Origin of the sequence: Croceitalea marina (assembly GCF_042684265.1) — a bacterium.
Lineage (GTDB): Bacteria > Bacteroidota > Bacteroidia > Flavobacteriales > Flavobacteriaceae > Croceitalea > Croceitalea marina.
Genome location: NZ_JBHULB010000008.1, coordinates 234,198 through 257,036, shown reverse-complemented (window position 1 = coordinate 257,036; position 22,839 = coordinate 234,198). Strand labels below are relative to the sequence as shown.

Sequence of the window (22,839 nt, the reverse complement as noted above, 5' to 3'; positions counted from 1 at the left end):
GTAAAGATAGTATTTATGTCATTCCGACAGAGCTTAGCGACGAGGAATCTAAAGATAGATTTCTCACACTTCTGTCATTCGGTTCGAAATGACTTTAAAATGACTTATTCACTTTAAAAGACCCTGTTTTTTCATCAAAATGAATCATTTCAGGCGGGAATAAGTTAGTAAAACACCCTTGTTCAATGAGTTCACAGGGTGAACCAAAATGATTTTCTTTTCCGTCCAACACCAATATTTTATCACATAATTGAATGGCCAAATCAATTTCATGGGTCGTAAAAACAATGGTTTTGTGATATTGATGTGCTAGCTTTTGCAATAGTTTTAGAATCTGAACTTTATGATACAGGTCTAAATGTGTTGTAGGTTCGTCCAATAAAATTAATGGAGTATCTTGTGCCATTGCTCTTGCAATCAATACACGCTGTAATTGCCCGTCACTGAGTTCATGGCACTTTTTTTCTTTGAAGGATTCAAGTTCAAAATTCGAGATACTTTCAGTAATGTGCTTTTTGTCTTTTGAGGTCAAACTGCCCAACCAATTGGTATAGGGCTGTCTGCCCAATGTAATTAACTCCGATACTGTGAGGTTTTTAGAAGCAATAAGCTCTGTAAGCACAACACTGGTCTGTTTGGCAAAATCTAATGTAGAATAATCCTCAAGAAGTTGCTGTTCAATAAAAATATGACCAGATAGTTTTGGTTGAAGTTTACCCAAAGTTCTTAAGAGGGTTGATTTTCCGACTCCGTTTACGCCAATTATAGCGCATAATTCTTTAGAATGTAGCTTAAAATTGATGTTGCCAGCAACTTCAGTATTCCGGTATCCAATGGATAGCTTTTTGACTTCAATGGTTATTTTTTGTTCTTCCATTAGAAAAATAGTTTTCGTTTTCTAACTAGCAACCAAATCACTACTGGAGCCCCTATGAGTGAGGTTATGGCATTGATCGGGAGTACACTTGCGGAATTTGGTAATTGCGCAATGCTATCACAAATGAGCATTAAAATGGCACCATACATAAAAACTGCCGGCACTAAAACCTTATGTTCCATAGTGTTAAAGAGCTGTCGGGTAAGATGCGGTACAGCCAGACCTACAAATGCAATCGGGCCAGCAAAAGCGGTTATCGCACCAGCAAGCAAGCCTGTTGCGGTGATGATAATTAATCGCGATTTTTTTAAAGAAACTCCAAGACTTTGGGCATAATTTTCGCCAAGTAAAAAGGCGTTCAGTTTTTTTATGGATACTACACTTAACAGCACTCCAACAAAGACAAAGCCGGCTAAAAGCAAGACCTGATTCCAAGAAAGGTTTCCCACGCTACCATAAGACCAAAAAATAAAACGTTGTAGCTGTTCTGCATCTGAGAAATAGGCCAATACACTAACAATGGCAGAAGTTAAGCTACCAAACATTAATCCTATAATCAATAATGCCATAGTATCTCGAACACGATTGGCGACGAGCATTACCACTAATAGTACCAAAAAACTACCCAAACTAGCTGCAATAATCAGGGAGATATCGTTGATAAAGCTAAATACAGCCAAACCACTTAAAAGTGAAGCACCCAAAAGTAGTATTGCTGCCCCTAAACTTGCACCTGAGCTGATACCCAAAACAAAGGGTCCCGCCAAAGGATTTCGAAACAGGGTTTGCATCAATAATCCACTTAGCGCTAAACCACCGCCAACCAAAATCGCGGTAACGGCCTTGGGCACTCTATAACTCCAGATGATGTATTCCCAAGATTCAACGGATAGTTTACCACCAAACAATGCTGAAAATGTCGCTTCTAACGGAATGGAAACTGATCCAAAACTAATATTTAGAAACCACGAAACTAACAATAGACAAAGCAATAGAATAAACGAAAACCGATATGATTTCACTTTAAGCATTACTGTAACGGTGTAAAAAAGTATGGGTTATAATCAGGTAATAGATCAGGATGAAAAATGTGGACTAAATCCTTTAAGACCAAATCAGGTCTTTGTGGAGCTAGTTCGTAATATAATAACCCGCCAGTTATGCCCTTGGTAGCTGCGAAAGTATAGATTTGCTTGTTTTTAAATGCAGAAAATTGCCCATAGTGCGAATTGGCATTGTTCATTTCTTCATAAGTGGTAAATTGTGATGGGGAAATCCAAAATTCGGCATTGCTTCCTTTTTCTAGAACGCTTTCAAGACTAAGGGATAGACTCCCTGAGCCAGTTGTTTCTTTCCACAAATAATTTACGTTGCAGTCTTCCAAAAATTTTGAAGCCCAACTTTCTCCAGCTGGTAAATACCAAACGTCCTTGAAAAGGGCCCCACTTAGAACAGTTGGCCTGTTTTTCACTTTTTCGGCAATATTTTTCACTTTTTCATACTCCACAGCAATAGCATTAAAGATACTATCGGCCTTTTTCTCTTGTCCTAAAAGAACACCAAAAAACTTGATCCATTCCGCTTTTCCTAAGGGCGTTTTCTCCATCCAATCCCCATTGAATATGACTGGAATGTTTGCTTTTTCAAAAACCTCATAAGGGCTCTTCTCATTATTGATACCAAAACCTACAATGACATCTGGCGCCAATTCAAGTACCATTTCTGTGTTTAAACTTTCATTAGCCCCCAATTCTTTAATTTTTTTATCAGCAATCAAAGCTCTGGCAGGCATTGAAGAAATGTATTTTGTATTTGGAAAACCTATTAACCTATCAAGACCATTCAGAGCCTCAATCGCAGGAATATGTGTTGTAGACGTGGTTATAAAATTTTTGATGGGCGTTACAACAACTGCGTCGTAAGTATTTTTAGGGTAGCTAACCAAAGGCAGTTTTTCTTGCGGAATAAAAGCATATGAAAAGGCTTTATTGGCCCCAGGCCAAGGCTTTGATACCGTTAAAACTGTGTAGTTTTCATTGGCTTCAATAGTAAAACCGGTGGCATAGTTCACCTTAGTTTTTGCAACCGTTTTTTGTGCTGGAAGTTCTTTTTTCTTCTCGGTACAGCTAACTAAAATTATAACTAACAGAAGGTATAGGTAAAAGTTGTTGGTATGTTTTAGTTTCATGATTTCAAATTTAAGCTTATTTGTTAGTGATAGAAATAAAATGGATATCGCTTTCACTGAAAGGGCCATAATCATTACTTTCGCATTGAATTTTGGTTTAAACAAGAATTTATCTTGTTTGATTAAAAGGGAATCCGGTGAAAAACCGGAGCTGTTCCCGCAACTGTAAGTATGTGCTGAACTTGATTCAGCATCTTGTTAATGACAAGCTGTTATTTTCTTCATGCCACTGTAGCGATTCGTATCGAGATGGGAAGGCAGAATAACAGACCGCAAGCCAGGAGACCTGCCAAATTCGCACAAACAATGTTAAACTTTCGGGATAAAAGTTTGCGTAAGGGTGACCTATCGCTTTTCCGAGCAACCAATTAAAAATGAATAAAAAGTATGTAACGTTTTGTGCGGGTTTATTACTTAGCACAACACTCCTGGCACAGGAAAAAGATTCGATTGCTTTGCAAGAGTTAGAAGAAGTAGTAGTGAGTGATTCACGATTTCAACTAAAACGTGAAAATTCTGGTAAGACCGTAGTTAAAATCACGGCAGAAGAGCTTGAACGAAATCAAGGAAGAACAGTCGCTGAAATTATCAACTCCAAAAGCGGAATTGAAATTAATGGTAGCAGAAGTGTTGCTGGACAAAATTTAGGCTATTTTATCCGCGGAGGAAACAATAGACAAGTTTTGGTCTTAATCGACGGTATACAAGTAAATGACCCATCACAAATAGCCAATGATTTTGATTTAAGATTATTAGATTTGAATACTATTGAAAGTGTTGAAATAATTAAAGGAGCGGCAAGTACTTTATATGGTAATTCTGCCGCTACAGCAGTAATTAGTATTAGTACAAAGAAAGCTTCAAAGGATAAGATAGCTTTGAGTGTAAGTTCAGTTATGGGTACTAATGCTTCTCAGAATGAAGACAATAAAACCATATCTAATTTTAATAATGCGGTAAACTTAAATGGTACACTCTCAAAATTTAGTTATGCTATAGGCTTTGCAAATCAATTCACAGATGGACTCTCTGCAGCTTCAGGAACAAACACCGAAGAAGACCCCTTTTCAAGAATCAATACCAACGTAAAACTAGGTTATGCCTTCTCAGAAAATTTCAATATTAAGATTTTTGGAAGTTTAGATAAGTATAATACAGCAATAGATGGTTTCCCAGCACCATTGTTTCAATTTGCAGATACTAACGATGAATCCTTTTCAGAACAATTACGTTTTGGTGTTAGCCCAGAATTAAAATACAAGAATGGTAGTATTACATTAAATGCAAGTATAAGCAGTATTGATAGGGAAACGATTTCCGACTTTCCTTCACAGTTTGAATCTAAAGGCTATATCGTTGATGCATTTAATAAATATGTTTTTGATGAAAAATTATACACTATAGTTGGTTTTAACTACCAAAAGAATGAAACGCTTTTCGCTGAAGAAGTTACTTATACAAATAGTGACCCATATGTAAATGTTGTATATCTTTCAGATTTTGGTTTTAACCTTAACGCAGGAACTCGATTAAATAACCACAGCGAATACGGTAGTCAGCTTACGTATAACTTTAACCCTTCTTACACTTTTGAATTGGGTAAAGGTTATGGTAAATTTTTAGGCTCTTACAGCACATCTTTTATAGCGCCTAGTTTATTCCAACTATTCGATGGTACTTTTGGGAACAAAGATTTAAAGCCAGAAGAGAACCGAACATTAGAAAGTGGTTTCGAATGGAATTTAGACAAGAAGCTTAGATTTAGTGGTCTCTATTTTAATCGAAATGAAGAAAACACCGTGCTTTTTACAACTATAGATCCGGTAAACTTTGTTTCTCAATATAGAAATGCGGAAAGTGATGCTAAAGTTCAAGGGGCTGAGTTTGAACTAACCTCTGAGTTATTTAAGGACTTCAATTTTTCTGCAAACTATACATTTACGGAGCTTAAAGAAGGAAACCGCGTACGTCTGCCTAAACATAGAGTCAACGCAACATTAAATTACACATTGTCCGCTAAAACAAACGCTTCTGTTAATTATCAATATGTTGGCAGTAGGGAGGATACCGATTTTAGTACATTTCAGAATATCGACTTAAATGCTTATTCTTTAGTAGATTTTTATTTGGGCCACCGGTTTAAAAACAATAAACTAAAGGTCTTTTTTAATATAACCAATATCTTCAATACGGATTATGAAGAAATTATTGGCTACACCACTCGGGGAAGAAATTATAGTCTAGGAATGAATCTGACACTATAAAAAAAGCGGCCACTCGGCCGCTTTTTTCTATTGGTTTTTTAAATTCACCGGTTTATCCAACCACATATTATCTTTTGTTGGTGTAAACATTTTGGAGTCGGTCATGACCCTAGCGGGCATTTGAACAGCAAAGTCTATTTTTGTAGAGCTTCCAGAGATTTCTTGTAACGCTCTTGCCAATAAAGGTTCATTAATATCGCCTAGAACACCTAGATTGGCTAGGTCTTCCTCCAAAACGATATCAGGAACTAAACCACTGGTATAATCGAAAAACCCATCTGCATTTTCATTTCTGCCAACTAAAGGTTGTATTGCATAACTATTTTCTGAATTAATGCTACTTTCTCTAGATGCTGAGTAGATATAATTGTTTTCAGGATCGTCTACCATAGTTATCGAAAATTCGTTCTTCCCCCTTGTAGTTTCACCAATATGAATTACATCAACATATGGAGCAAGTCCATTCATTACCAATTCGCTAGCTGAGGCCGAACTATTGGTTGCTAATACAAAAACTCTATTTAAATTTAGAGAATTAAGAGCAGCCCCATCAACATTATTTGCAAAATAGTCTTCTAATTGTTCTGCACTTAGCTGGTCTTGAATTTTCGAATTCCAACGCTGTCTTATATAAAGGTCATTAGTATTAGTGCCATAAATCATACTTGCGAGTAAGCGAGAGGAGTTTACCGAACCACCTGGATTATAGCGCATGTCTAAGACCAATTCTGTTGCACCGGCAGCTACAAAACCACCAAAGGCATCATTCAATTCGTCATTGAAATCACGAGTAAAGCCATTGTACATCAAGTATGCTACTGTAGTGCCATCAACATTAAAAGTAGTAGCTACCAAAATGGGGTCTTCTACGAAGTTTTCAACTTTTGTAAGGCTTACTTCTTCCGCCGTATCTTCAATAGTATTTCCGTTGATTACGGCCAAACCTAAAGTATAAGTGCTATTTGAACCAAAAAGTAAATCGCGAAAATTGGCTCCAGTGATTTGGGTTCCATCTACTCTTGTAAAAATGTCCCCACGTTCAATGTTTTTATTTGATGCATCTGAGCCAGGTAAAATATAGCGAACATAACCAAAAACATCGTCCCCATCGCCAAATCGTACCAGTCCAAATTCCATACCATTGCTTTGCGAAATTCCATTGAGATTGTTTACCAAAGTAGTATAGTCAGAATTTGAGAAGCTAAAACGATCTTCGTTAAACTGAATACTATTAAAAAAGTTATCTGGATTTGGGGTTGCTTCTAAAAATCTGGTATAAGCAGCATCAGAAGAAAATCTATCATCAGCTAAATTGGGAACTTCAGCCTGCCAAAAATACCATAAGTTCATAGCTTGCCACATAAAGTCTTGAACAATTGCATCAGATTCTGCAATTAGGGAAGGAGTTTGTCCGTTAGAGAAACCCCCATCGTCGTCTTTATTACAAGAGACTAATAATAGGGAAGCACCGACAAATAATAAAATAAATTTTTTCATAGCTTGTTTTTCGTTTTCAATGCAATTAGTATTCCAAAAAGTAATTATAACAGTAATTCTTTACTAACAACTCTAGTTTTAAAAACCCTAATTTACTTACAACTAGAGGAAATAAAAATTTTTTGTAACAAAATTCGTCATACGTCGTCTTCCTAGTATAAGCATCAAAAAAGTGCTTTTAACAACCTAACAACCAAAATGAAACAGAGCGAGTTTTTAAACTTGGTAATGCCCTTTAAGGATAAACTGTATAGAATGGCCAAAAGATTGCTGGTCTCTAGAGAGGAAGCCGAAGATGCTACGCAAGAGATTTTATTAAAACTCTGGTCTAAGAATGACGCAATGGCCAAATACAATAACGTAGAAGCCTTTGCAATGACGATGACAAAGAATTTTTGTTTGGATAGATTAAAATCGAAACAAGCTAGTAATTTAAAATTAGTACACAGTAATTATAGCGATGAACGAACATCTTTGCAAAAACAGCTTGAAGCAGAAGATAGTGTTGATTGGGTGGAACGAATCATGGAAGAATTACCAGAACAGCAAAAAATGGTACTCCAGTTAAGGGACGTAGAGCAGTATGATTTTGAAGAAATATGCGAATTGTTGGATATGAAAAACACAGCCGTTCGTGTCGCCCTGTCAAGAGCAAGAAAAACAGTTAGAGAAAAATTGATTGAAAAACATAACTATGGAATTGGATAAGAACGTAGAAAATTTATTAGAAAAGTATTTTGAAGCCGCCACTACGGTTGCTGAAGAAGAAACATTACGAACGTATTTTGCACAAGAAAGTGTTGCAACACATCTTGAACAATACAGACCGATGTTCAGTTACTTTTCTAAAGCCAAAGAAGAACAGTACACCAAGCAGGTTCCATTAAACACTAGAAGAAACTTCAATTACAAATGGATTTCCGTTGCAGCAGTGGCCGTATTATTCCTTGGAATCTATTTTGGTCCTGAAAAATATCAGGATTATCAAGATAGAAAAAAGGCTGAGCTTGCCTATCAGCAAACAAAAGAAGCTTTGAATCTACTTGCGGTAAATTTTGGTAAAGGCACCGAAAAAATAACTTACCTAAAGGAGTTTGAAGCGACAACATCAAAAATTTACAACGACAATTAAAATTTAGAAAACATGAAAAAAAGTATATTAATTCTATTGACCGCAGTTTTACCATTAGCCGGATTTTCACAATCACTATTTGACAAGTATGAAGACTTAGAAGATGTAACGACAGTCGTCGTATCTAAAAAGGCCTTTGAACTTTTGGCAAAAATGGATATTGACATGGAAGATAAAGAGTCTCAAGACTTTATGGATATTGCAACTAGCGTAACTGGGCTTAAAGTATTTACAACAGATAACAAGTCTATTGGAGATGATATGAAAGGTTCTGTGACGAAGTACTTATCCGGAAATAAAATGGAAGAGTTAATGCGTGTAAAAGACAAGGACGCCAATATTAAATTCTATATTAAAGAAGGTAAAGACGCAGACCATGTTAGAGAGCTATTAATGTTTATGACGGGTATTAAAGAAATAGAAGCTAACGGTAGAAAGTTTGAAACTGTTTTGTTAAGCTTAACTGGAGATATTGATTTGAATAAAATCAGTTCGCTTACAAACAAAATGAATTTACCTAAAGAGTTAAACGAAGCGGGTAAAAAACAATAGAACAACCATCAATCATTAAACACAGAACAATGAACAATTCAAAAAGGAATTGTTCATTGTTTTAATTCAATCAAAAAAAACAGAAATGAAGAAATTAGTTTTATCAATTATAGCATTAACATTCGCTACAAGCACATTTGCCCAAAAAGCCTTTGATAAGTATATAGATTCGGATAATGTTGGAACACTTACAATAAATAAAAGCATGCTAGGTATTGTAGCTAGTATGTCTGCAAACGAAAAAAGTAAAGAAGCTAGAGATTTTGTGGACCTTGCAGAGAATATCAATGAGATCAAGATTTATATCTCAGAGAATAGGGCTGCTTCAACTGATATGAAACAGACCGTAAAATCATATCTTAAAAAATCTTCAATGGAAGAGTTAATGCGTGTTCGTGATGTGGACGCCCAGGTAGATTTCTACGTTAAAAGCACGAATAACGATAACGTGGTGAGCCAACTCTTTATGTTTGTTACGGGCATTGATAGCAAAAGCGATAAGACACCAGAAACTGTGCTTGTTACCATGAATGGAAAAATTGAGCTCGACAAAATAGGGGCTTTAGTAAATAAGATGCAACTACATCCATCACTGAAAAAAGCTAGTGAAAAGGGTAAGTAATAACCTCCCGTCCCGATAATTATCGGGAGCTATCGGGACAAAAAAACAAAAAATGAAACAATTAATAAAATACATGTTCGGCCTAGCTTTCGTTTTTTTAGCAGGTTGTTCATCGCAACAGAGTCTTCAAGAGTATTATGTCGACAATAAAGAAAACCCGAATTTTATTTCTTTGGATATTCCCGCCAGTATCTTAAAAATGGATGAGGTCGAACTTACAGATAAACAAAAGAAAGCAGTATCATCATTAAAAAAGTTCAACTTACTGGCTTTTAAAAAGACTTCTGATAATGTTGCGGAGTATAAGCTAGAAAAAGCCAAGGTTAAAGAGATTTTAAAGAACGAAAACTTTATCGAGTTGATGAAAATCAATTCTGGCTATGGCAAAGGAGTCGTGAAATATTTAGGTGATGATGATGCCATTGACGAAGTTATCATTTACGGTGACAGTAAAGAACAGGGATTCGCTTTGGTTCGTGTACTTGGCAAGGATATGAACCCTGCTGATGTTATGCAGCTGATGCAAGCGATTCAAAAATCTGATTATAAAGGAGAAGGATTAGGAGAAATAGGAAAATTTTTAAAGGGGTAAACCAAACTACCATTCTTTTAAAAATCCTGGACCTTAGTTATGGTTCAGGATTTTTTTGTTTAAAACAAATTCTGTTTGAAGTATTAGTGACCTTCTTAGTATTTTTAGTGTCATAGAAAATAGAACACTTTAAAAACCTAAAAATATTATGGAAAATTTATCAATGGAAACTATTATCGGATACATTGAAACATATGGCGTGCCGGTATTAAAAGCAATTCTAATATATATTATCGGTTCTTGGATAATTAAAAAAATTGTAGGTGCGGTTAAAAAAGTTATGGCGAAGGGTACATACGACCTCTCATTGCAGAAATTTTTAACTAACCTTGTTTCTTGGGGACTTAAGATATTTTTGATTATCACTGTTATATCTACGCTTGGAGTTGAAACCACTAGTTTAGCCGCAGTTATTGCAGCGGCAGGTTTAGCGGTTGGTTTAGCCTTGCAGGGTTCCTTATCTAATTTTGCGGGAGGTGTACTGTTGATGATTTTTAAACCATACAAGATTGGAGATTTAGTAGAAGCTCAAGATGTACTCGGAGTTGTAAAAGAAATTGAAATTTTTACAACAAAATTAGTATCTCCAGACAATAAGCTTTTAATTGTGCCTAATGGCGCTATGGCTAATGGGAATATTACTAACTACACTGCAGAAGGTAAAATTCGTGTTGACACCGTAATAGGAGTAGCTTATGAAGAAGATATAAAACAAGTAAAAGAAGTGTTGATGGAAGTTTTAACTTCTAATCCAAAAGTTTTAAAAGACCCTGCACCATCTGTTAATGTATTAGAACTTGCTGATAGTTCTGTTAACTTCGCGGTTAGACCTTTTTCTAAACCTGAGGATTATTGGGATGTATATTTTGCGACCTATGAAAACTGTAAAATTGCTCTTGACAAGGCTGGAATTGAAATTCCTTATCCACATGAGGTTGAGGTTATTAAACAAACAAAATAGAATTACTAAATATTATTACTTAAAGACCGCTTTTTTAGCGGTCTTTTTGTTTTGAGTAGTCATTTTGAAGGTGATATCTGGAATACTGACAGCAGATTCTCCCTTTTCCTTAGACTCCGTTCAGGAAGACAGTTCGAAATTTATTAGATTAGATTCCCGTATAGTTAGCAGGAGTAATCTGCTTTAGTTCTTTTTTGATAGTATCAGAAACTTCTAGGGTTTCGATAAAATTAGCTATTGAAGCTTGATTGATTTTTTCGTTTGTTCGAGTAAGTCCTTTTAAAGCTTCATAAGGGTTAGGGTATCCTTCTCTTCTTAAAATTGTCTGGATAGCCTCCGCAACAACGGCCCAATTATTTTCTAAATCTTCTTCGAATTTATCAGCATTTAATACCAATTTATTTAAGCCCTTTAAAGTAGATTGAAATGCAACCAATGTATGCGCAAATGGTACCCCTATATTTCGTAAAACAGTGCTGTCCGTTAAATCACGCTGTAGTCTAGAGATAGGTAATTTTGCTGACAAATGCTCAAATAAAGCATTAGCTAAGCCTAAATTACCTTCAGAATTTTCAAAGTCAATAGGGTTTACTTTATGGGGCATTGCCGATGAACCTACTTCTCCCTTTTTAATTTTTTGTTTAAAATAATCCATAGAAATATAAGTCCACATATCTCTATTTAAATCAATTGTGATGGTATTGATTCGCTTTAAGCAATCAAATAGCGCGGCCATATGATCATAATGCTCAATTTGAGTAGTTGGAAAGGAATGATGAAGGCCTAATTTTTCTTGTACAAATTCTTTTCCGAACGACCTCCAATCAATTGATGGGTAAGCGACTTGGTGGGCATTATAGTTCCCTGTGGCTCCGCCAAATTTAGCTGCCGAAGGAATGTCATTTAGTAAATCAAACTGTTGATTCAATCGTTCTACGTAGACCTCAATTTCTTTTCCCAAACGGGTAGGGGAGGCTGGTTGACCATGCGTCCTGGCAAGCATTGGAATGTCATTCCACTCGGTTGCCAGACTTTTTAATTTTTCAAAAACCTCAAAATACACAGGCACATAGACATCGTTCATTGCAGCCTTTATAGAAAAAGGAACGGCAGTATTGTTAATGTCTTGTGATGTTAGTCCAAAATGAATAAACTCTTTATGATCACTTAAACCCAGCTCATCAAACTTCTTTTTAATAAAATACTCTACTGCTTTTACATCATGATTTGTAGTCTTCTCAATTTCTTTTATTGCCAAGGCATCTTCTGATGAAAAATTTTGATAGATTCTTTGAAGCGCAGAAAATTTCGAAGTGTCAAAACCTGATAGTTGTGGTAGTGGAATTTCACAAAGTGCTATAAAATATTCAATCTCAACATGAACTCTATATTTAATTAGGGCTTCCTCAGAAAAATAATTTCCTAAAGCTTCTGTTTTACCACGGTAACGACCGTCAATCGGAGATATAGCGTTCAATTGATTTAAAGACATCTGACAATATTTAAGCGGCAAAGATAATTATCAGTAGTCAGTAATCAGTTGTTAGTTATAATATTTTTAATTCACTGCCTACTGCCTAACGCTTTAAGAGCTAGTAGTGTTTTCTGCGCTCTATTTTTGTACCCAACAGTTCCCGAATGAATGGAATTTTCTAGAATGGGCTCCAGTTCAGGATGAATCCATTTAAATTCTGTACCCAAATGTAGTAAGCTGGTCATGGCAAATACCTTGGAAGCTACTTTTCGAGAACCTATCAACCAATCAAAACAGGCACTAACAATTTTCTCAAGAGAAGCTTTATCCAAACCCGCAATATACTCTGGGTCTTGTTTTTTATATTTTGCTAAAACCAACAACTCACAAACATGGGCAATTGGCCTAATACAAGATTCTGAATTCAAGTTTTCTAATCCATTGGCAAAATCTTTAGAATAGGGCAGTAATAAGCTCAGGTTTTTGCGCATTAAATGGTCGAAAACCCAACTTGCGTTAAAGGTGCCTTCTTTATCCTCTATCCAAATGGCCTCTAAAAGTGTACCGACCAGCTCAGGAAAATGAATTAATTCACTGACCAATAGCATAATCTTTTCTTTTGATAAACGACCCGAATTTAGTCTTGTATGAAGTTCGTCAGCGGTCATTAAAGTGGGGAACTATTTTCTATTAATTGAGATACCAACATAGGAACACCAACAGAAGCATTTTTTTCAATGACTTTCAAATTCGTATAATCCGATGGGTTTACACTTGGTTTTGGGTCAATAAAATAAATTGGTATTCCTTGAGGGGCATAATTCGCCAAACTGGCCGCTGGATATACCTGCATTGAGGTGCCAATAATGATGAGAACTTCTGCTTGAGATGTTATTTCAATGGCAGGCTCTAGCATAGGCACCATTTCACCAAACCAAACGATATGGGGCCTAAGTTGATTGCCATTACTATCGGTATCACCTAGGTTTAAATCTATAGTCCAGTCCTGCACAGCGCTTTCATCAACAATACTTCTAACTTTTAACAGTTCTCCATGTAAATGAAGTACATTGGCACTTCCAGCTTGTTCATGTAGGTTGTCTACATTCTGGGTGATTATAGAGACATCAAAATAACTTTCTAACTTTACCAAAGCATGATGTCCATCATTTGGTTTGACCTGTAATAATTGTCTTCTACGTTGATTGTAAAACTCGAAAACTAATTCTGGATTTTTAGCAAAACCTTCGGGTGAGGCAACTTCCATGACATCGTGCCCCTCCCATAATCCGTTGGCGTCTCTAAAAGTTTTTAGACCACTCTCAGCGCTCATTCCGGCTCCAGTCAATACTACTATTTTTTGTTTCTCCATAAATTCAAAATTAGCATTTTCAGATTTTATTATATTGCCTTATGCAATTCGATCATGATTTGTTATTGTATTTAGAAGAATTTCTTTCTGAAGAAAGAAAGCAACGTTTTATGCAGGTACTCGCAAACCGAACGCGTTTTATCACGGTCGCAATTGAAGATGTTTATCAGTTGCACAATACAAGTGCTGTTATACGAAGTTGCGATGCTTTTGGTGTTCAAAATGTACATGTGGTAGAAGACCGGTTTGGAAAACGATTGGACAAAAATATTGCCATGGGCGCAGAACAGTGGATAGATGTTTCACCTTACCAAACTACTGGTGACTGTATTAGCAGTTTAAAAGGCGATGGGTATCAGATTATTGCCACTACTCCCCATAATAATTCAAATCTTTTAGCGGACTTTAAGATTAGAACTAAAACGGCCTTGTTCTTTGGCACCGAAAAAGAAGGATTAAGTGATGAGGTCTTAAAAAAAGCAGATGGGTTTCTCAAAATACCCATGGTGGGATTTTCAGAAAGTTTAAATATTTCTGTTTCTGCGGCCATTATTATTCAAGAGCTTTGTGATGACCTCCGTAAATCTAAGCTTCCATGGCAACTATCCGATAAGGAAATTCTAGAAAAGAAGTTGGATTGGACTAAAAAATCTATCAATAATGTGGAAGGCATTATCGGTCGTTACTTTCAATAAATCATCTTTTTGTACATTTAAATAACCAATAAATAAAACAAGATGATGACATTTCTCTACATTCTTGGTGGCATTGTATTGCTTATTTTAATTTTAGGCATGATTGCGCCAAAAGCTTATGATGTATCACGTTCTGTGATAGTAAACAAACCGAAAAACGAAGTTTTCAAGTCTTTAAGATCTCTTAAAGAGCAAGAAAAATGGTCTCCATGGGAAAAGAAAGACCCCAATATGAAAAAAGAATTTACCGGAATAGATGGTGAAGTTGGTGCAAAGAGTGCTTGGGTCGGCAATAAGGATGTAGGTGAAGGAGAACAAGAGATTACTAAGATTATAGAAAATAAAAGAGTAGAGGGAAAGCTACGTTTTTTTAAGCCATGGAAATCTGAAGCAGATTGTTATTTCAATGTTGAAGATGATACAAGTTCTTCAACTAAAGTTACATGGGGGTTCTCTGGAAATAATAAGTTTCCCTTCAGTATTTTTATGTTATTCTTTAGTATGGATAAAACCGTTGGTAAGGATTTCGAGGAAGGATTAGCAAGTTTTAAGGCATTGATGGAAAAATAATAAGTTATTATGGAACAAAATTTAATAGGATGGGTAGAGATTCCTGTAACCAATATGGCTCGGGCCAGAGATTTTTATGAGGCTGTTTTCGAAATTAAAATTACCATTCAAGATTTTGGGGGCACCCTTATGGGTTGGCTCCCTTCTGAAAATGGAAAATCAGGTGCCTCAGGCTCTTTAATCCTTCAACCAGAGTGGTATATACCGAATCGCAAGGAAGGTGTACTTATTTATTTTTCTTGCGACGACGTGCAAAATGCGCTAGATAGAATAGAAAGTGCCGGGGGTAGAATCTTACAGCCTAAAACTAAAATTAGTGATGAAATTGGTTTTATGGGATTGTTTCATGATTCTGAAGGAAATAGAATAGCATTGCATTCACCTCCAGAATAGTCTATCGTTTTAGCCATTTTTTTCGATTTAAAGTGACCTCTTTAGAGGCTTCATCATCAAGAGTAATTGCGTATTTAGGGTCTTTTGTGAGGGTTACTTCTGTTTTTTGCACTTTGCCCTGGCGGCTATAGGTTAGCCTTAATTTATCTCCGTTCTGAGTAGATTTTAAAAAATCAGAAAAGTTTGTTGAGCCTACCATTGGAATATCGTTGACAATTAAAATTACATCGCCTTTTTCTAATCCGGCAGTATAGGCAGGCGAATCGACCAAGGTATTATTGTTGATAGTATTTTTAGCTATAACACCTCCAAAATACCCCGTTTCAGTATCTTGGGTCATTTTTAAACCAACATTTGCAAATAGGGTTTTGTAATCTGGCATGTTACTTTGGTAGATGTAATTTTCAAAAAAATCGTCTCCAAAAGATTTTCCGGCATACGCATTTAAAGTGAGATGTAAGTCTTTAATGGTATAGGGCATCTCCTTTTCACCAAATTTGCCCCAAACCTCTTTAAAGAAATCGTCTAAATTCAAGTTCTTTTTTCTTAAAGAGAGATCTAAAGCAAGTCCAAGAACACTGCCATAGGAGTAATATGAAATAAAGGTGTTATTTCTATTTTGTGGGTCTAGAGAAGTTGCCGCATCTACAAATGGCGCCTGATAGCTCATTTCAATTGGGTTGAAAAACTTAGTGCCATTAGAGTTCCAGACATAATTAAAAGCGCCGTTTAATCCAGAAACATACTCTTCAGGTGTTATCAGACCGGCCCTACAAAGAATTAAGTTAGTGTAGTATGAGGTAAAACCTTCGGCAAACCAAAGTTCTCCGCTCATATCTACATTGTCAAAATCAAAAGGCTCCAACGATTTTGGCCGAATACGTTCTACATTCCATGCATGAAAGAATTCATGCGATACTGTGCCAAGGTTTCTTTGGAGTCCTCCATTTGCTAAACTTCTTGTTGAAGTTAATATGGTCGAATTACGATGTTCCATACCATCTCCATTAACATTAGGCATGTAACAGGCTAAGAAAGTATATTCATCAAAGTCAAAATCCGGTAGTTCGCCAAAAACCTTTTCCTGTTCTTTTACAATGCGTTTTACACTTTCGAAGTATTGATTTAATTCATCCTCGCTGCCGTTATGGTGCAAAACAAAGCGTATGTTTTGACTTTTTCCGTTTGAATTTATTTTGAACGCTCTAAGCCCATAATTACTTAGCTCTATGGGGCTATCCATAAAATAGTAAAGGTCGGGGGCCCAATATAAGTTCTCTTTTTGTTTTTTTAATTGCGTAGCAACTTTCCATTTATAGTCTTCGGGAGTATCAAAAGAAATTTCGATAGGACGATTCTCTAACGAAGGGGCAAACATAAAACTTGCAGGAATGTTCAAATGCGCATGGGTTTCATCGATCTGTGAGTAAGTACCATCTCCGCGATTTGCAAATAAAGTATATTGAATGCTTACTTCTCCATCGTGACCGTAAATGTCCCATTGATAAGGGTTTGGCCTATGAAAAGAAATTTCTTTCCCCTTGCTATCCATTGCCTTAAAATCGTAAACGTTTTTTGCAAAAGAGTGAAAAGCGTATCGCCCCGGAGAACTATTGGCCATGCGTACAGACAAGGTATCTGTGGTTATCTTTGGAAAAGTTAGAATGAACTCACCCTCGTGATGAACAGCATTATCAAATGAAACCTTGTAAGAATTGGTTTGGCCATTTAAACTTACAAAACAAAAAAGTAAGGTGGCCAAAATGGTTATTTTACGCATTTTTCACTATTTAAATAAGATTGCTTGATTTTACTCCATCAATTCCAAGAGTGCGGTATCAAAATCGTTTTCTAAAATAACTTTACCGTTTTTTACGACAACTTCGGTCTCGGAATAGGTATCGTATAACTTAGTGCCTTCACCAAAAAAACCTTTGACCCACAAAGATTTTTTGCCTTTGGGCAAGTCTAGGCCAACGGCTACTTTATCCTTATAATCACCATTGATGTACATTCTAGAAAATACGTATGGCGCTTTTGCCAAGCGCTTATGCTTACCGGCGCCGATAGCTGGGTGATTGGCTCTAAATTGCCCCAATTTTTGCCAGTGCTTATGAATTTTTTTAATCTTAGGAATACTATCTAAATCTTCCCAATTCATAAATGAACGCAAGGTGGCATCACCTTCTGTGCCTTCTATAATTAAAGGTCGAGAAGTCTCGTCACCATAATATACTTGTGAAGCTCCCGGAGTCAATAATAATATATTTGCCGAGTGAAAGGGTTTTTTACGCTCCTTATCAAATGGGCTTCCATCATCATGTGATGTTAGATAATTCACTACACTTTTTCCATCTAACTTGGTGTTAAGTAAGTAATTGTACTTCTTAAAAATGGCATCATAATCTTTGGCAGCATCTGTTTTTAACTCAAAATTGATTAGGCTTTTGAAACCATTTTCATAGTAATCTACTTTTTTATCTCCAAAGTCGAACAGCCTACCTGAAGAAATGCCATAATTATATACTTCGCCCACCATGTAAAAAGGATTATTGTCCAATACTTCATCAGGATGCTTCTTTTTCCATGTTTCAAAGGAATAATCGGCTTCTTTTCTCAGTTCTGCCCATGCATTTTCATTGACATGCTTAACGGTATCTACTCGAAAACCATCTACCCCAAATTCATTAATGTAGTCGGTTATCCATTTTATGATGTAAAAGCGGGGTGCCCTTGGATATCCGGTTCTCTCGAAGAATAAATGCAGCTCATCCAATTCTTGGCTCAAGCGACCTTCTTCTTTCCATTTTGCAAGAAGTGCATCAGGTAACTCAACGGGTTCATCCGATTCCGTTAAAATATCGGGTAGGTTTTTGACCAAAGTACAGGCCGTAGTGTTTTCATAAGTAGTAAACTCACAAGGAGGCCCTGTTCTTACCCAATTATCAGGCCATACAGGGTCCATTTCGGTTACCGGGCCTGTATGATTCAATACTACATCGAGCAATATTCTAATTCCCTTAGCGTGCGCGGTTTTTACAAGTTTTTTTAGTTCTTGTTTGTCACCAAAATTGGGATCGATGGCGGTCCAATCTTTTGTCCAATAGCCATGGTATCCGTAGGTTTTTCCGGTTCCCTCATCTACAACACCATGAACCTGTTCAACAACAGGGGTAAACCAAATGGCATTAATACCAAGATCCGTAAAGTATCCTTCTTCAATCTTTTGGGTGATTCCTGCAATATCGCCGCCTTCAAAACCTCTTAATACAGCGGTAGAATCTGTTCTAGAGAAATTAACATCATTATCCGGATTTCCATTGTTGAAGCGATCCGTTAATAAAAAATAGATGTTAGCACCTTCCCAAAAAAATGGTTTGTTGTTTTCTACTGTTTCCTTCACTTCAGCAATTTCTTTTGACTCTTCAATAGCTGGCTTTTGAACTTTTTTACAACCAACAACAAAGCACAACATCGACAATGCGATAAGTAGTTTTTTCATCTTCAGGGAATTTGTTTAAAGCTATAAAATGCTTACGGAAATATAAAATTTATTTATATCGACATTAACCCTTGCAGTGAAGCTTTTAATATCTAATGATTTTAGGATTGGAACTACTTCCTATTCAGAACTTTATATTCTTCATAACAGCTGCTGATGGCGTCTAAAATCTGAAGGTCGTTTGCTGTAGTGATAAATGATTTGGAGTAATTACAGTTGTTCAAAATGTCATCAATGTCCATTTTTTCTATTTGTAATAGCTCAGTGAGTGTTTCTCTGTCGAATTTAGATGCCAGCAAATTCCGAATATCGTCGTCTTGTTTCATTTGCTGCAACTTTCGCATTTGACGTGGTTTTTTACCAAAAAGATTTCGTAATAAATCTGCAGGATTTAAAATAGCGCCAAGAACTTTTGTGACGGCACTAGGGTTTTTATTGCCGGCCTCATAACTCTTATTAAGCCCCGAAATACTATACTGGTATGCATCGTTGATGGGAAGATTTTTCACATCGATTTCGAGATATCCTGTTAACTGGTATGGTCTTACCGTTACCCCCTCTAGCGCAAAGGCTAGTTCGGTCAAAGAAATTTTGGTATCCTCAAATTTGAACATATCATTGGTGACTTTGACTTTTTGAGGTTTAAAACCTAAATAGGTGAGGTACAGCGTATCGTTCACCGATGCTGTTATAGTAAATTCCCCTTTTTTATTGGTAATAGTTCCTTTTACTTTATTCAGGTTAATAACATGAACACTTTCTAGAGGAAAATCCGTCTGAGCATTTATTACTGTAGCTTGAAGCTCTTGCTCCATTTCGTTTTCTTCTTGGGCAAAACCGACAAAGCAGCATAACACTAAAACAAGGGGTAAAAGTTTCTTCATGAAGCAATTTTCTCCGCTAAAAATACGAAACAAAGAAAATAAAGCTAAGATTATATAGACATTTTGGGAAGCTCTTAACTAATAGAACCCCTTATTCTTTTTACTCTTGCTCTTACCTCCACCGCTTTTACCGCCTTTAAAAGAAGAATTACGGTCTTTTCTTCCGCCACCGCCAAAACCACCTTTTTTGCGGTCTCTTCTTCCACCTCCACTACCTCTGTTTCGTCCGCCACCGCGTCCACTGCCTCCAGGGCTCTTTGAAACTTCAACGTTGACAAAACGACCATCGACTTTAAAATCTGAAAAGGTTTCTAAAATAAGAGGGGTAAACTTAGCGTCTGTATTGAAAAAAGAGAAAGTATCCTTGGTATCTACCTTGTAGATATCATCTTTATCCAAATCTAAAGTATCTCTTAAAAAGTCTTTTAGAGACATCCAATCATAGTTGTCACGTTCACCAACATTAATGAAATAACGAACTGAACCGTCTTTTGGAATTTCGCCGGAATCACGAGATTCACCACGCTCTCTTTTATTAGACCTGTCATCTGAATTAAGATCTCTTGTTTTGTTATAATACGTAAAGAAGCGTGTAAATTCTACAGAAACTATTTTTTTAATAAGTTCGTCTCTATCTATACCTTCAAGAACATTATTGATGGCGGGTAGATAAACATCAATCTCTTCATTGACCTTTGTATCTTTAATTTTGTTAACCAAGTGATAGAGTTGAATTTCACAGATTTGTATCCCGGTAGGGATTTTCATCTCCAAGAATTCTTGTCCGATTTTGCGCTCGATAGCATTGATTTTTCGCATTTCACTACGCGTAACAATAACCATTGAAATACCAGATTTTCCGGCCCTACCTGTACGACCACTTCTATGGGTATAGGTTTCGATTTCATCTGGTAATTGGTAATTAATAACATGGGTAATATCATCTACATCAATACCACGCGCGGCTACATCTGTAGCCACAAGCATTTGTATTTGTTTTTTACGGAAGGAATTCATCACTAGGTCACGCTGATTTTGACTTAAGTCACCATGTAGTGCGCCAGCATTATAACCATCTTCTATCAACTTTTCAGCGACCCTTTGGGTATCGCGCTTTGTTCTGCAAAAAATAACCGAGAAGATGCCTGGATTGGCATCTGCCAAACGTTTCAATGCAGGGTAACGGTCACGGCCACTGACAACGTAATATTCATGCTGAACGGTGCTCGCGCCAGAGTTTTTTGCACCAACCGTAATTTCTTTTGGGCTGTGCATAAACTTTTTGGCGATAGTAGAGACTTCTCTCGGCATGGTTGCCGAGAATAACCACGTAGATTTTTCTTTAGGAGTGTTGGAGAGGATATCTTTAATATCTTCAAAGAATCCCATGTTTAACATTTCATCTGCTTCATCAAGAATACAGTAGTCTATTTTAGAAATATCGACCATACCTCGCCCGATCATATCTTTCATACGACCGGGAGTAGCTACAACGATCTGAGCTCCCTTTTTAATTTGTCTCGCTTGATCTGAAATACTTGCCCCTCCATAAATGGCAACAATGTTAACTCCTTTTTCATATTTTGAATAGAGCTGCATCTCATTAGTAATCTGCAAGCACAGTTCTCTAGTAGGTGATAATATTAAGCCTTGGGTAGTTCTGCTTGCTGAATCAATTTTTTGAATAAGCGGAAAACCAAAGGCGGCTGTTTTACCCGTACCGGTCTGAGCCAAGGCGACTAGATCAGTATCATCTTCTAATAAAATTGGAATTGCTTTTTCTTGAACTTCGGAAGGATTTTCAAATCCTAAATCTGTAATAGCAGACAAAAGGGACTTTTGAAGCCCCAAACTTTCAAATTTTGACATAATGTTTATAGTAATCGCAAATATGTGTGTTGAATAGAGCGATTGTTTCCTATAAACCGAGGCTCATGACAACACCTGCCATACCGGCGGCGTTAAATTTTCGGCAAAGGTACTGTTAATTAATTTGTAAACCAGTATTTATTCAAACTACCATGATTATGGCTTAACTACTTTGCAGAAAAGTAATAAGTTTTTGAATGGCCCTACCACGATGACTTATCTCATTTTTAATTGCCAAAGGTAATTCAGCAAAGGTTTTTTGATAACCGTCAGGAACAAATACTGGGTCATAACCAAAGCCTTTTTCACCCCGCTTATCTTTGGCAATAGTACCTTCTACAATCCCTTCAAAAATATAGGAATTTGAATCTAGGTTCAAGGCTATAGCGGTCTTAAAGTGGGCCTTTCTATTTTTGTTGTCTTTAAGGTTAGAAAGTAGCTTATCCATATTGGCATTGGCGTCTTTTGCCAAACCACCATATCTAGCCGTATAAACACCAGGTTCGCCGTTCAAAGCATCCACTAGAAGGCCTGTATCATCAGAAAAACAGTTATAACCATAGTTTCTGGAAACAAAATCTGCCTTTATTTTTGCGTTTTCTTCAAGTGTTTTTCCTATTTCTTCGATTTCATCACAGCAATCAATCATATCTAACGATAAAAGTTTAATGTGTTTCGGCATAAGCTTTAGTACCTCTCCAAATTTATTTTGATTGTGGGTGGCAAAGACCAATTCCATAAGTTTCAACTATAATTTGATTGCTAAAGTAGTATTTTAGGGCCATGAAATTTAAAATACCACCAGCGTTGGTTGCTTTGATTTTTGGATCTGCCCTTTTTTTACTGGCCAAATACCTGCCAGTAGGTGAGTTTGAGTTTTTTGGCCGTGAAATTTTGGCCTTCGTTGTGCTTGGTCTAGGCTTTTTGGTAGTTAGTATCGCCATCATCCAGTTTTATAGAAAAAAGACCACCGTAGATCCTTTGAATCCAGAAAAGGCCAATGTTTTGGTAACCAGTGGGATATTTCGGTTTACCAGAAACCCCATGTATTTGGGGATGTTACTTTTTTTGATTGCTTTTGCCTTGAAGTTAGGTAATGCATTCAATACCTTGATTTTGGCTGGTTTTGTGTACTACATGAACCATTTTCAAATTAGACACGAGGAAGAAGCACTGCTCAAAATTTTTGGAAAAGAATACAAGCTTTATTTAAAAGCAACACGAAGGTGGTTTTAACGACTTTTGAAATGCCGAAAATATCATTTTCGTTTTTTTAGCCGCTTTTTAATGATGATATTTTAGTGTTTTTGACGAATTCTGAAACAAAACATTTTTTTTTAAAGGTTCAAATCCCCCGTTGGATTTAATGTTTATTTTTAGCCTTTAATTGTCAGC

Annotated in this window: 23 protein-coding genes and 1 riboswitch; of the genes, 11 read left to right on the top strand and 12 right to left on the bottom strand. The window is 36.5% G+C overall.

Going from position 1 to position 22,839, the window contains the following annotated elements; translation table 11 throughout:
- Nucleotides 1-94: 94 nt before the first annotated feature.
- From ACFSQJ_RS08200 to ACFSQJ_RS08190, 3 genes are read right to left on the bottom strand one after another with little or no spacing between them, the layout of a single operon-like run.
- Nucleotides 95-877 (bottom strand): ABC transporter ATP-binding protein, encoded by a 783-nt coding sequence (locus tag ACFSQJ_RS08200; RefSeq protein ID WP_377766464.1) that lies wholly within the window; start codon nt 875-877, stop codon nt 95-97.
- Nucleotides 877-1,908: an iron chelate uptake ABC transporter family permease subunit gene (locus ACFSQJ_RS08195; RefSeq protein ID WP_377766463.1), complete on the bottom strand. Its 1,032-nt coding sequence runs from the start codon at nt 1,906-1,908 to the stop codon at nt 877-879. The genes ACFSQJ_RS08200 and ACFSQJ_RS08195 overlap by 1 nt, the downstream gene beginning before the upstream one ends.
- Nucleotides 1,908-3,065 (bottom strand): ABC transporter substrate-binding protein, encoded by a 1,158-nt coding sequence (locus ACFSQJ_RS08190; protein ID WP_377766462.1) that lies wholly within the window; start codon nt 3,063-3,065, stop codon nt 1,908-1,910. Before ACFSQJ_RS08190 ends, ACFSQJ_RS08195 begins: the two co-directional genes overlap by 1 nt.
- A 76-nt stretch (nt 3,066-3,141) precedes the next feature.
- Nucleotides 3,142-3,373, top strand: a riboswitch (cobalamin riboswitch).
- Between the two features lie 66 nt (nt 3,374-3,439).
- On the opposite strand from ACFSQJ_RS08190, the gene ACFSQJ_RS08185 reads away from it, so the two are divergent.
- On the top strand, nt 3,440-5,329 hold the full coding sequence (locus ACFSQJ_RS08185) for a TonB-dependent receptor plug domain-containing protein (protein WP_377766461.1): 1,890 nt from the start codon (nt 3,440-3,442) through the stop codon (nt 5,327-5,329).
- A 27-nt stretch (nt 5,330-5,356) separates the two neighbouring features.
- On the opposite strand, the gene ACFSQJ_RS08180 is transcribed toward ACFSQJ_RS08185, so the two are convergent.
- Entirely contained in the window at nt 5,357-6,826 is a 1,470-nt protein-coding gene (locus tag ACFSQJ_RS08180) for a S41 family peptidase (protein WP_377766460.1), read from the bottom strand.
- 198 nt (nt 6,827-7,024) lie between these two features.
- Here ACFSQJ_RS08180 and ACFSQJ_RS08175 point away from each other — a divergent pair, with 198 nt between their 5' ends.
- From ACFSQJ_RS08175 to ACFSQJ_RS08150, 6 genes are all read left to right on the top strand, one after another.
- Nucleotides 7,025-7,534: an RNA polymerase sigma factor gene (locus ACFSQJ_RS08175; RefSeq protein WP_377766459.1), complete on the top strand. Its 510-nt coding sequence runs from the start codon at nt 7,025-7,027 to the stop codon at nt 7,532-7,534.
- Nucleotides 7,521-7,958: a hypothetical protein gene (locus tag ACFSQJ_RS08170; RefSeq protein ID WP_377766458.1), complete on the top strand. Its 438-nt coding sequence runs from the start codon at nt 7,521-7,523 to the stop codon at nt 7,956-7,958. The genes ACFSQJ_RS08175 and ACFSQJ_RS08170 overlap by 14 nt, the downstream gene beginning before the upstream one ends.
- 12 nt (nt 7,959-7,970) lie before the next feature.
- Complete coding sequence (locus ACFSQJ_RS08165) at nt 7,971-8,510, top strand: DUF4252 domain-containing protein (protein ID WP_377766457.1); 540 nt, start codon at nt 7,971-7,973, stop codon at nt 8,508-8,510.
- Nucleotides 8,511-8,595: 85 nt separating this feature from the next.
- Nucleotides 8,596-9,132: a DUF4252 domain-containing protein gene (locus tag ACFSQJ_RS08160; RefSeq protein WP_377766456.1), complete on the top strand. Its 537-nt coding sequence runs from the start codon at nt 8,596-8,598 to the stop codon at nt 9,130-9,132.
- 52 nt (nt 9,133-9,184) lie between these two features.
- A complete protein-coding gene (locus ACFSQJ_RS08155) occupies nt 9,185-9,724 on the top strand; it encodes a DUF4252 domain-containing protein (RefSeq protein WP_377766455.1) in 540 nt (179 codons plus the stop codon).
- Between the two features lie 148 nt (nt 9,725-9,872).
- Nucleotides 9,873-10,685: a mechanosensitive ion channel family protein gene (locus tag ACFSQJ_RS08150; protein WP_377766454.1), complete on the top strand. Its 813-nt coding sequence runs from the start codon at nt 9,873-9,875 to the stop codon at nt 10,683-10,685.
- A 148-nt stretch (nt 10,686-10,833) separates the two neighbouring features.
- Here the strand turns inward: ACFSQJ_RS08150 and purB are convergent, their stop codons facing one another.
- The 3 genes from purB to ACFSQJ_RS08135 form a co-directional block, all read right to left on the bottom strand.
- Nucleotides 10,834-12,177, bottom strand: coding sequence for an adenylosuccinate lyase (gene purB, locus ACFSQJ_RS08145; protein ID WP_377766453.1), 1,344 nt, complete (start codon nt 12,175-12,177; stop codon nt 10,834-10,836).
- A 71-nt stretch (nt 12,178-12,248) separates the two neighbouring features.
- Nucleotides 12,249-12,827, bottom strand: coding sequence for an adenylosuccinate lyase (locus ACFSQJ_RS08140; RefSeq protein ID WP_377766452.1), 579 nt, complete (start codon nt 12,825-12,827; stop codon nt 12,249-12,251).
- Nucleotides 12,827-13,531 (bottom strand): SIR2 family NAD-dependent protein deacylase, encoded by a 705-nt coding sequence (locus ACFSQJ_RS08135; protein ID WP_377766451.1) that lies wholly within the window; start codon nt 13,529-13,531, stop codon nt 12,827-12,829. The genes ACFSQJ_RS08140 and ACFSQJ_RS08135 overlap by 1 nt, the downstream gene beginning before the upstream one ends.
- A gap of 41 nt (nt 13,532-13,572) precedes the next feature.
- Between ACFSQJ_RS08135 and ACFSQJ_RS08130 the strand changes: the two genes are divergently transcribed.
- The 3 genes from ACFSQJ_RS08130 to ACFSQJ_RS08120 are packed head-to-tail and all read left to right on the top strand — an operon-like array spanning nt 13,573 to nt 15,189.
- Nucleotides 13,573-14,226: a TrmH family RNA methyltransferase gene (locus ACFSQJ_RS08130; RefSeq protein WP_377766450.1), complete on the top strand. Its 654-nt coding sequence runs from the start codon at nt 13,573-13,575 to the stop codon at nt 14,224-14,226.
- A gap of 42 nt (nt 14,227-14,268) precedes the next feature.
- Nucleotides 14,269-14,796 carry an SRPBCC family protein gene (locus ACFSQJ_RS08125; protein WP_377766449.1) on the top strand — a complete coding sequence of 176 codons (528 nt, stop codon included), beginning with the start codon at nt 14,269-14,271 and terminating at the stop codon, nt 14,794-14,796.
- Nucleotides 14,797-14,805: 9 nt separating this feature from the next.
- Complete coding sequence (locus ACFSQJ_RS08120; protein WP_377766448.1) at nt 14,806-15,189, top strand: VOC family protein; 384 nt, start codon at nt 14,806-14,808, stop codon at nt 15,187-15,189.
- 1 nt (nt 15,190) lies between these two features.
- Here ACFSQJ_RS08120 and ACFSQJ_RS08115 read toward each other — a convergent pair whose 3' ends face one another.
- The 5 genes from ACFSQJ_RS08115 to ACFSQJ_RS08095 all read right to left on the bottom strand — a co-directional run bounded on the left by ACFSQJ_RS08115 (nt 15,191) and on the right by ACFSQJ_RS08095 (nt 22,183).
- Nucleotides 15,191-16,969: a M61 family metallopeptidase gene (locus tag ACFSQJ_RS08115; RefSeq protein ID WP_377766447.1), complete on the bottom strand. Its 1,779-nt coding sequence runs from the start codon at nt 16,967-16,969 to the stop codon at nt 15,191-15,193.
- Between the two features lie 30 nt (nt 16,970-16,999).
- Entirely contained in the window at nt 17,000-18,691 is a 1,692-nt protein-coding gene (locus ACFSQJ_RS08110) for an alpha-amylase family glycosyl hydrolase (protein ID WP_377766446.1), read from the bottom strand.
- 113 nt (nt 18,692-18,804) lie between these two features.
- The gene (locus ACFSQJ_RS08105; protein WP_377766445.1) at nt 18,805-19,575 is read right to left on the bottom strand and encodes a carboxypeptidase-like regulatory domain-containing protein; all 771 of its coding nucleotides are present in this window, start codon (nt 19,573-19,575) and stop codon (nt 18,805-18,807) included.
- A 78-nt stretch (nt 19,576-19,653) separates the two neighbouring features.
- Entirely contained in the window at nt 19,654-21,444 is a 1,791-nt protein-coding gene (locus ACFSQJ_RS08100) for a DEAD/DEAH box helicase (protein ID WP_377766444.1), read from the bottom strand.
- Between the two features lie 163 nt (nt 21,445-21,607).
- Nucleotides 21,608-22,183 carry a non-canonical purine NTP diphosphatase gene (locus tag ACFSQJ_RS08095; RefSeq protein WP_377766443.1) on the bottom strand — a complete coding sequence of 192 codons (576 nt, stop codon included), beginning with the start codon at nt 22,181-22,183 and terminating at the stop codon, nt 21,608-21,610.
- 44 nt (nt 22,184-22,227) lie between these two features.
- Between ACFSQJ_RS08095 and ACFSQJ_RS08090 the strand changes: the two genes are divergently transcribed.
- Entirely contained in the window at nt 22,228-22,680 is a 453-nt protein-coding gene (locus ACFSQJ_RS08090; RefSeq protein ID WP_377766442.1) for a methyltransferase family protein, read from the top strand.
- The last annotated feature ends 159 nt before the right edge of the window (nt 22,681-22,839 follow it).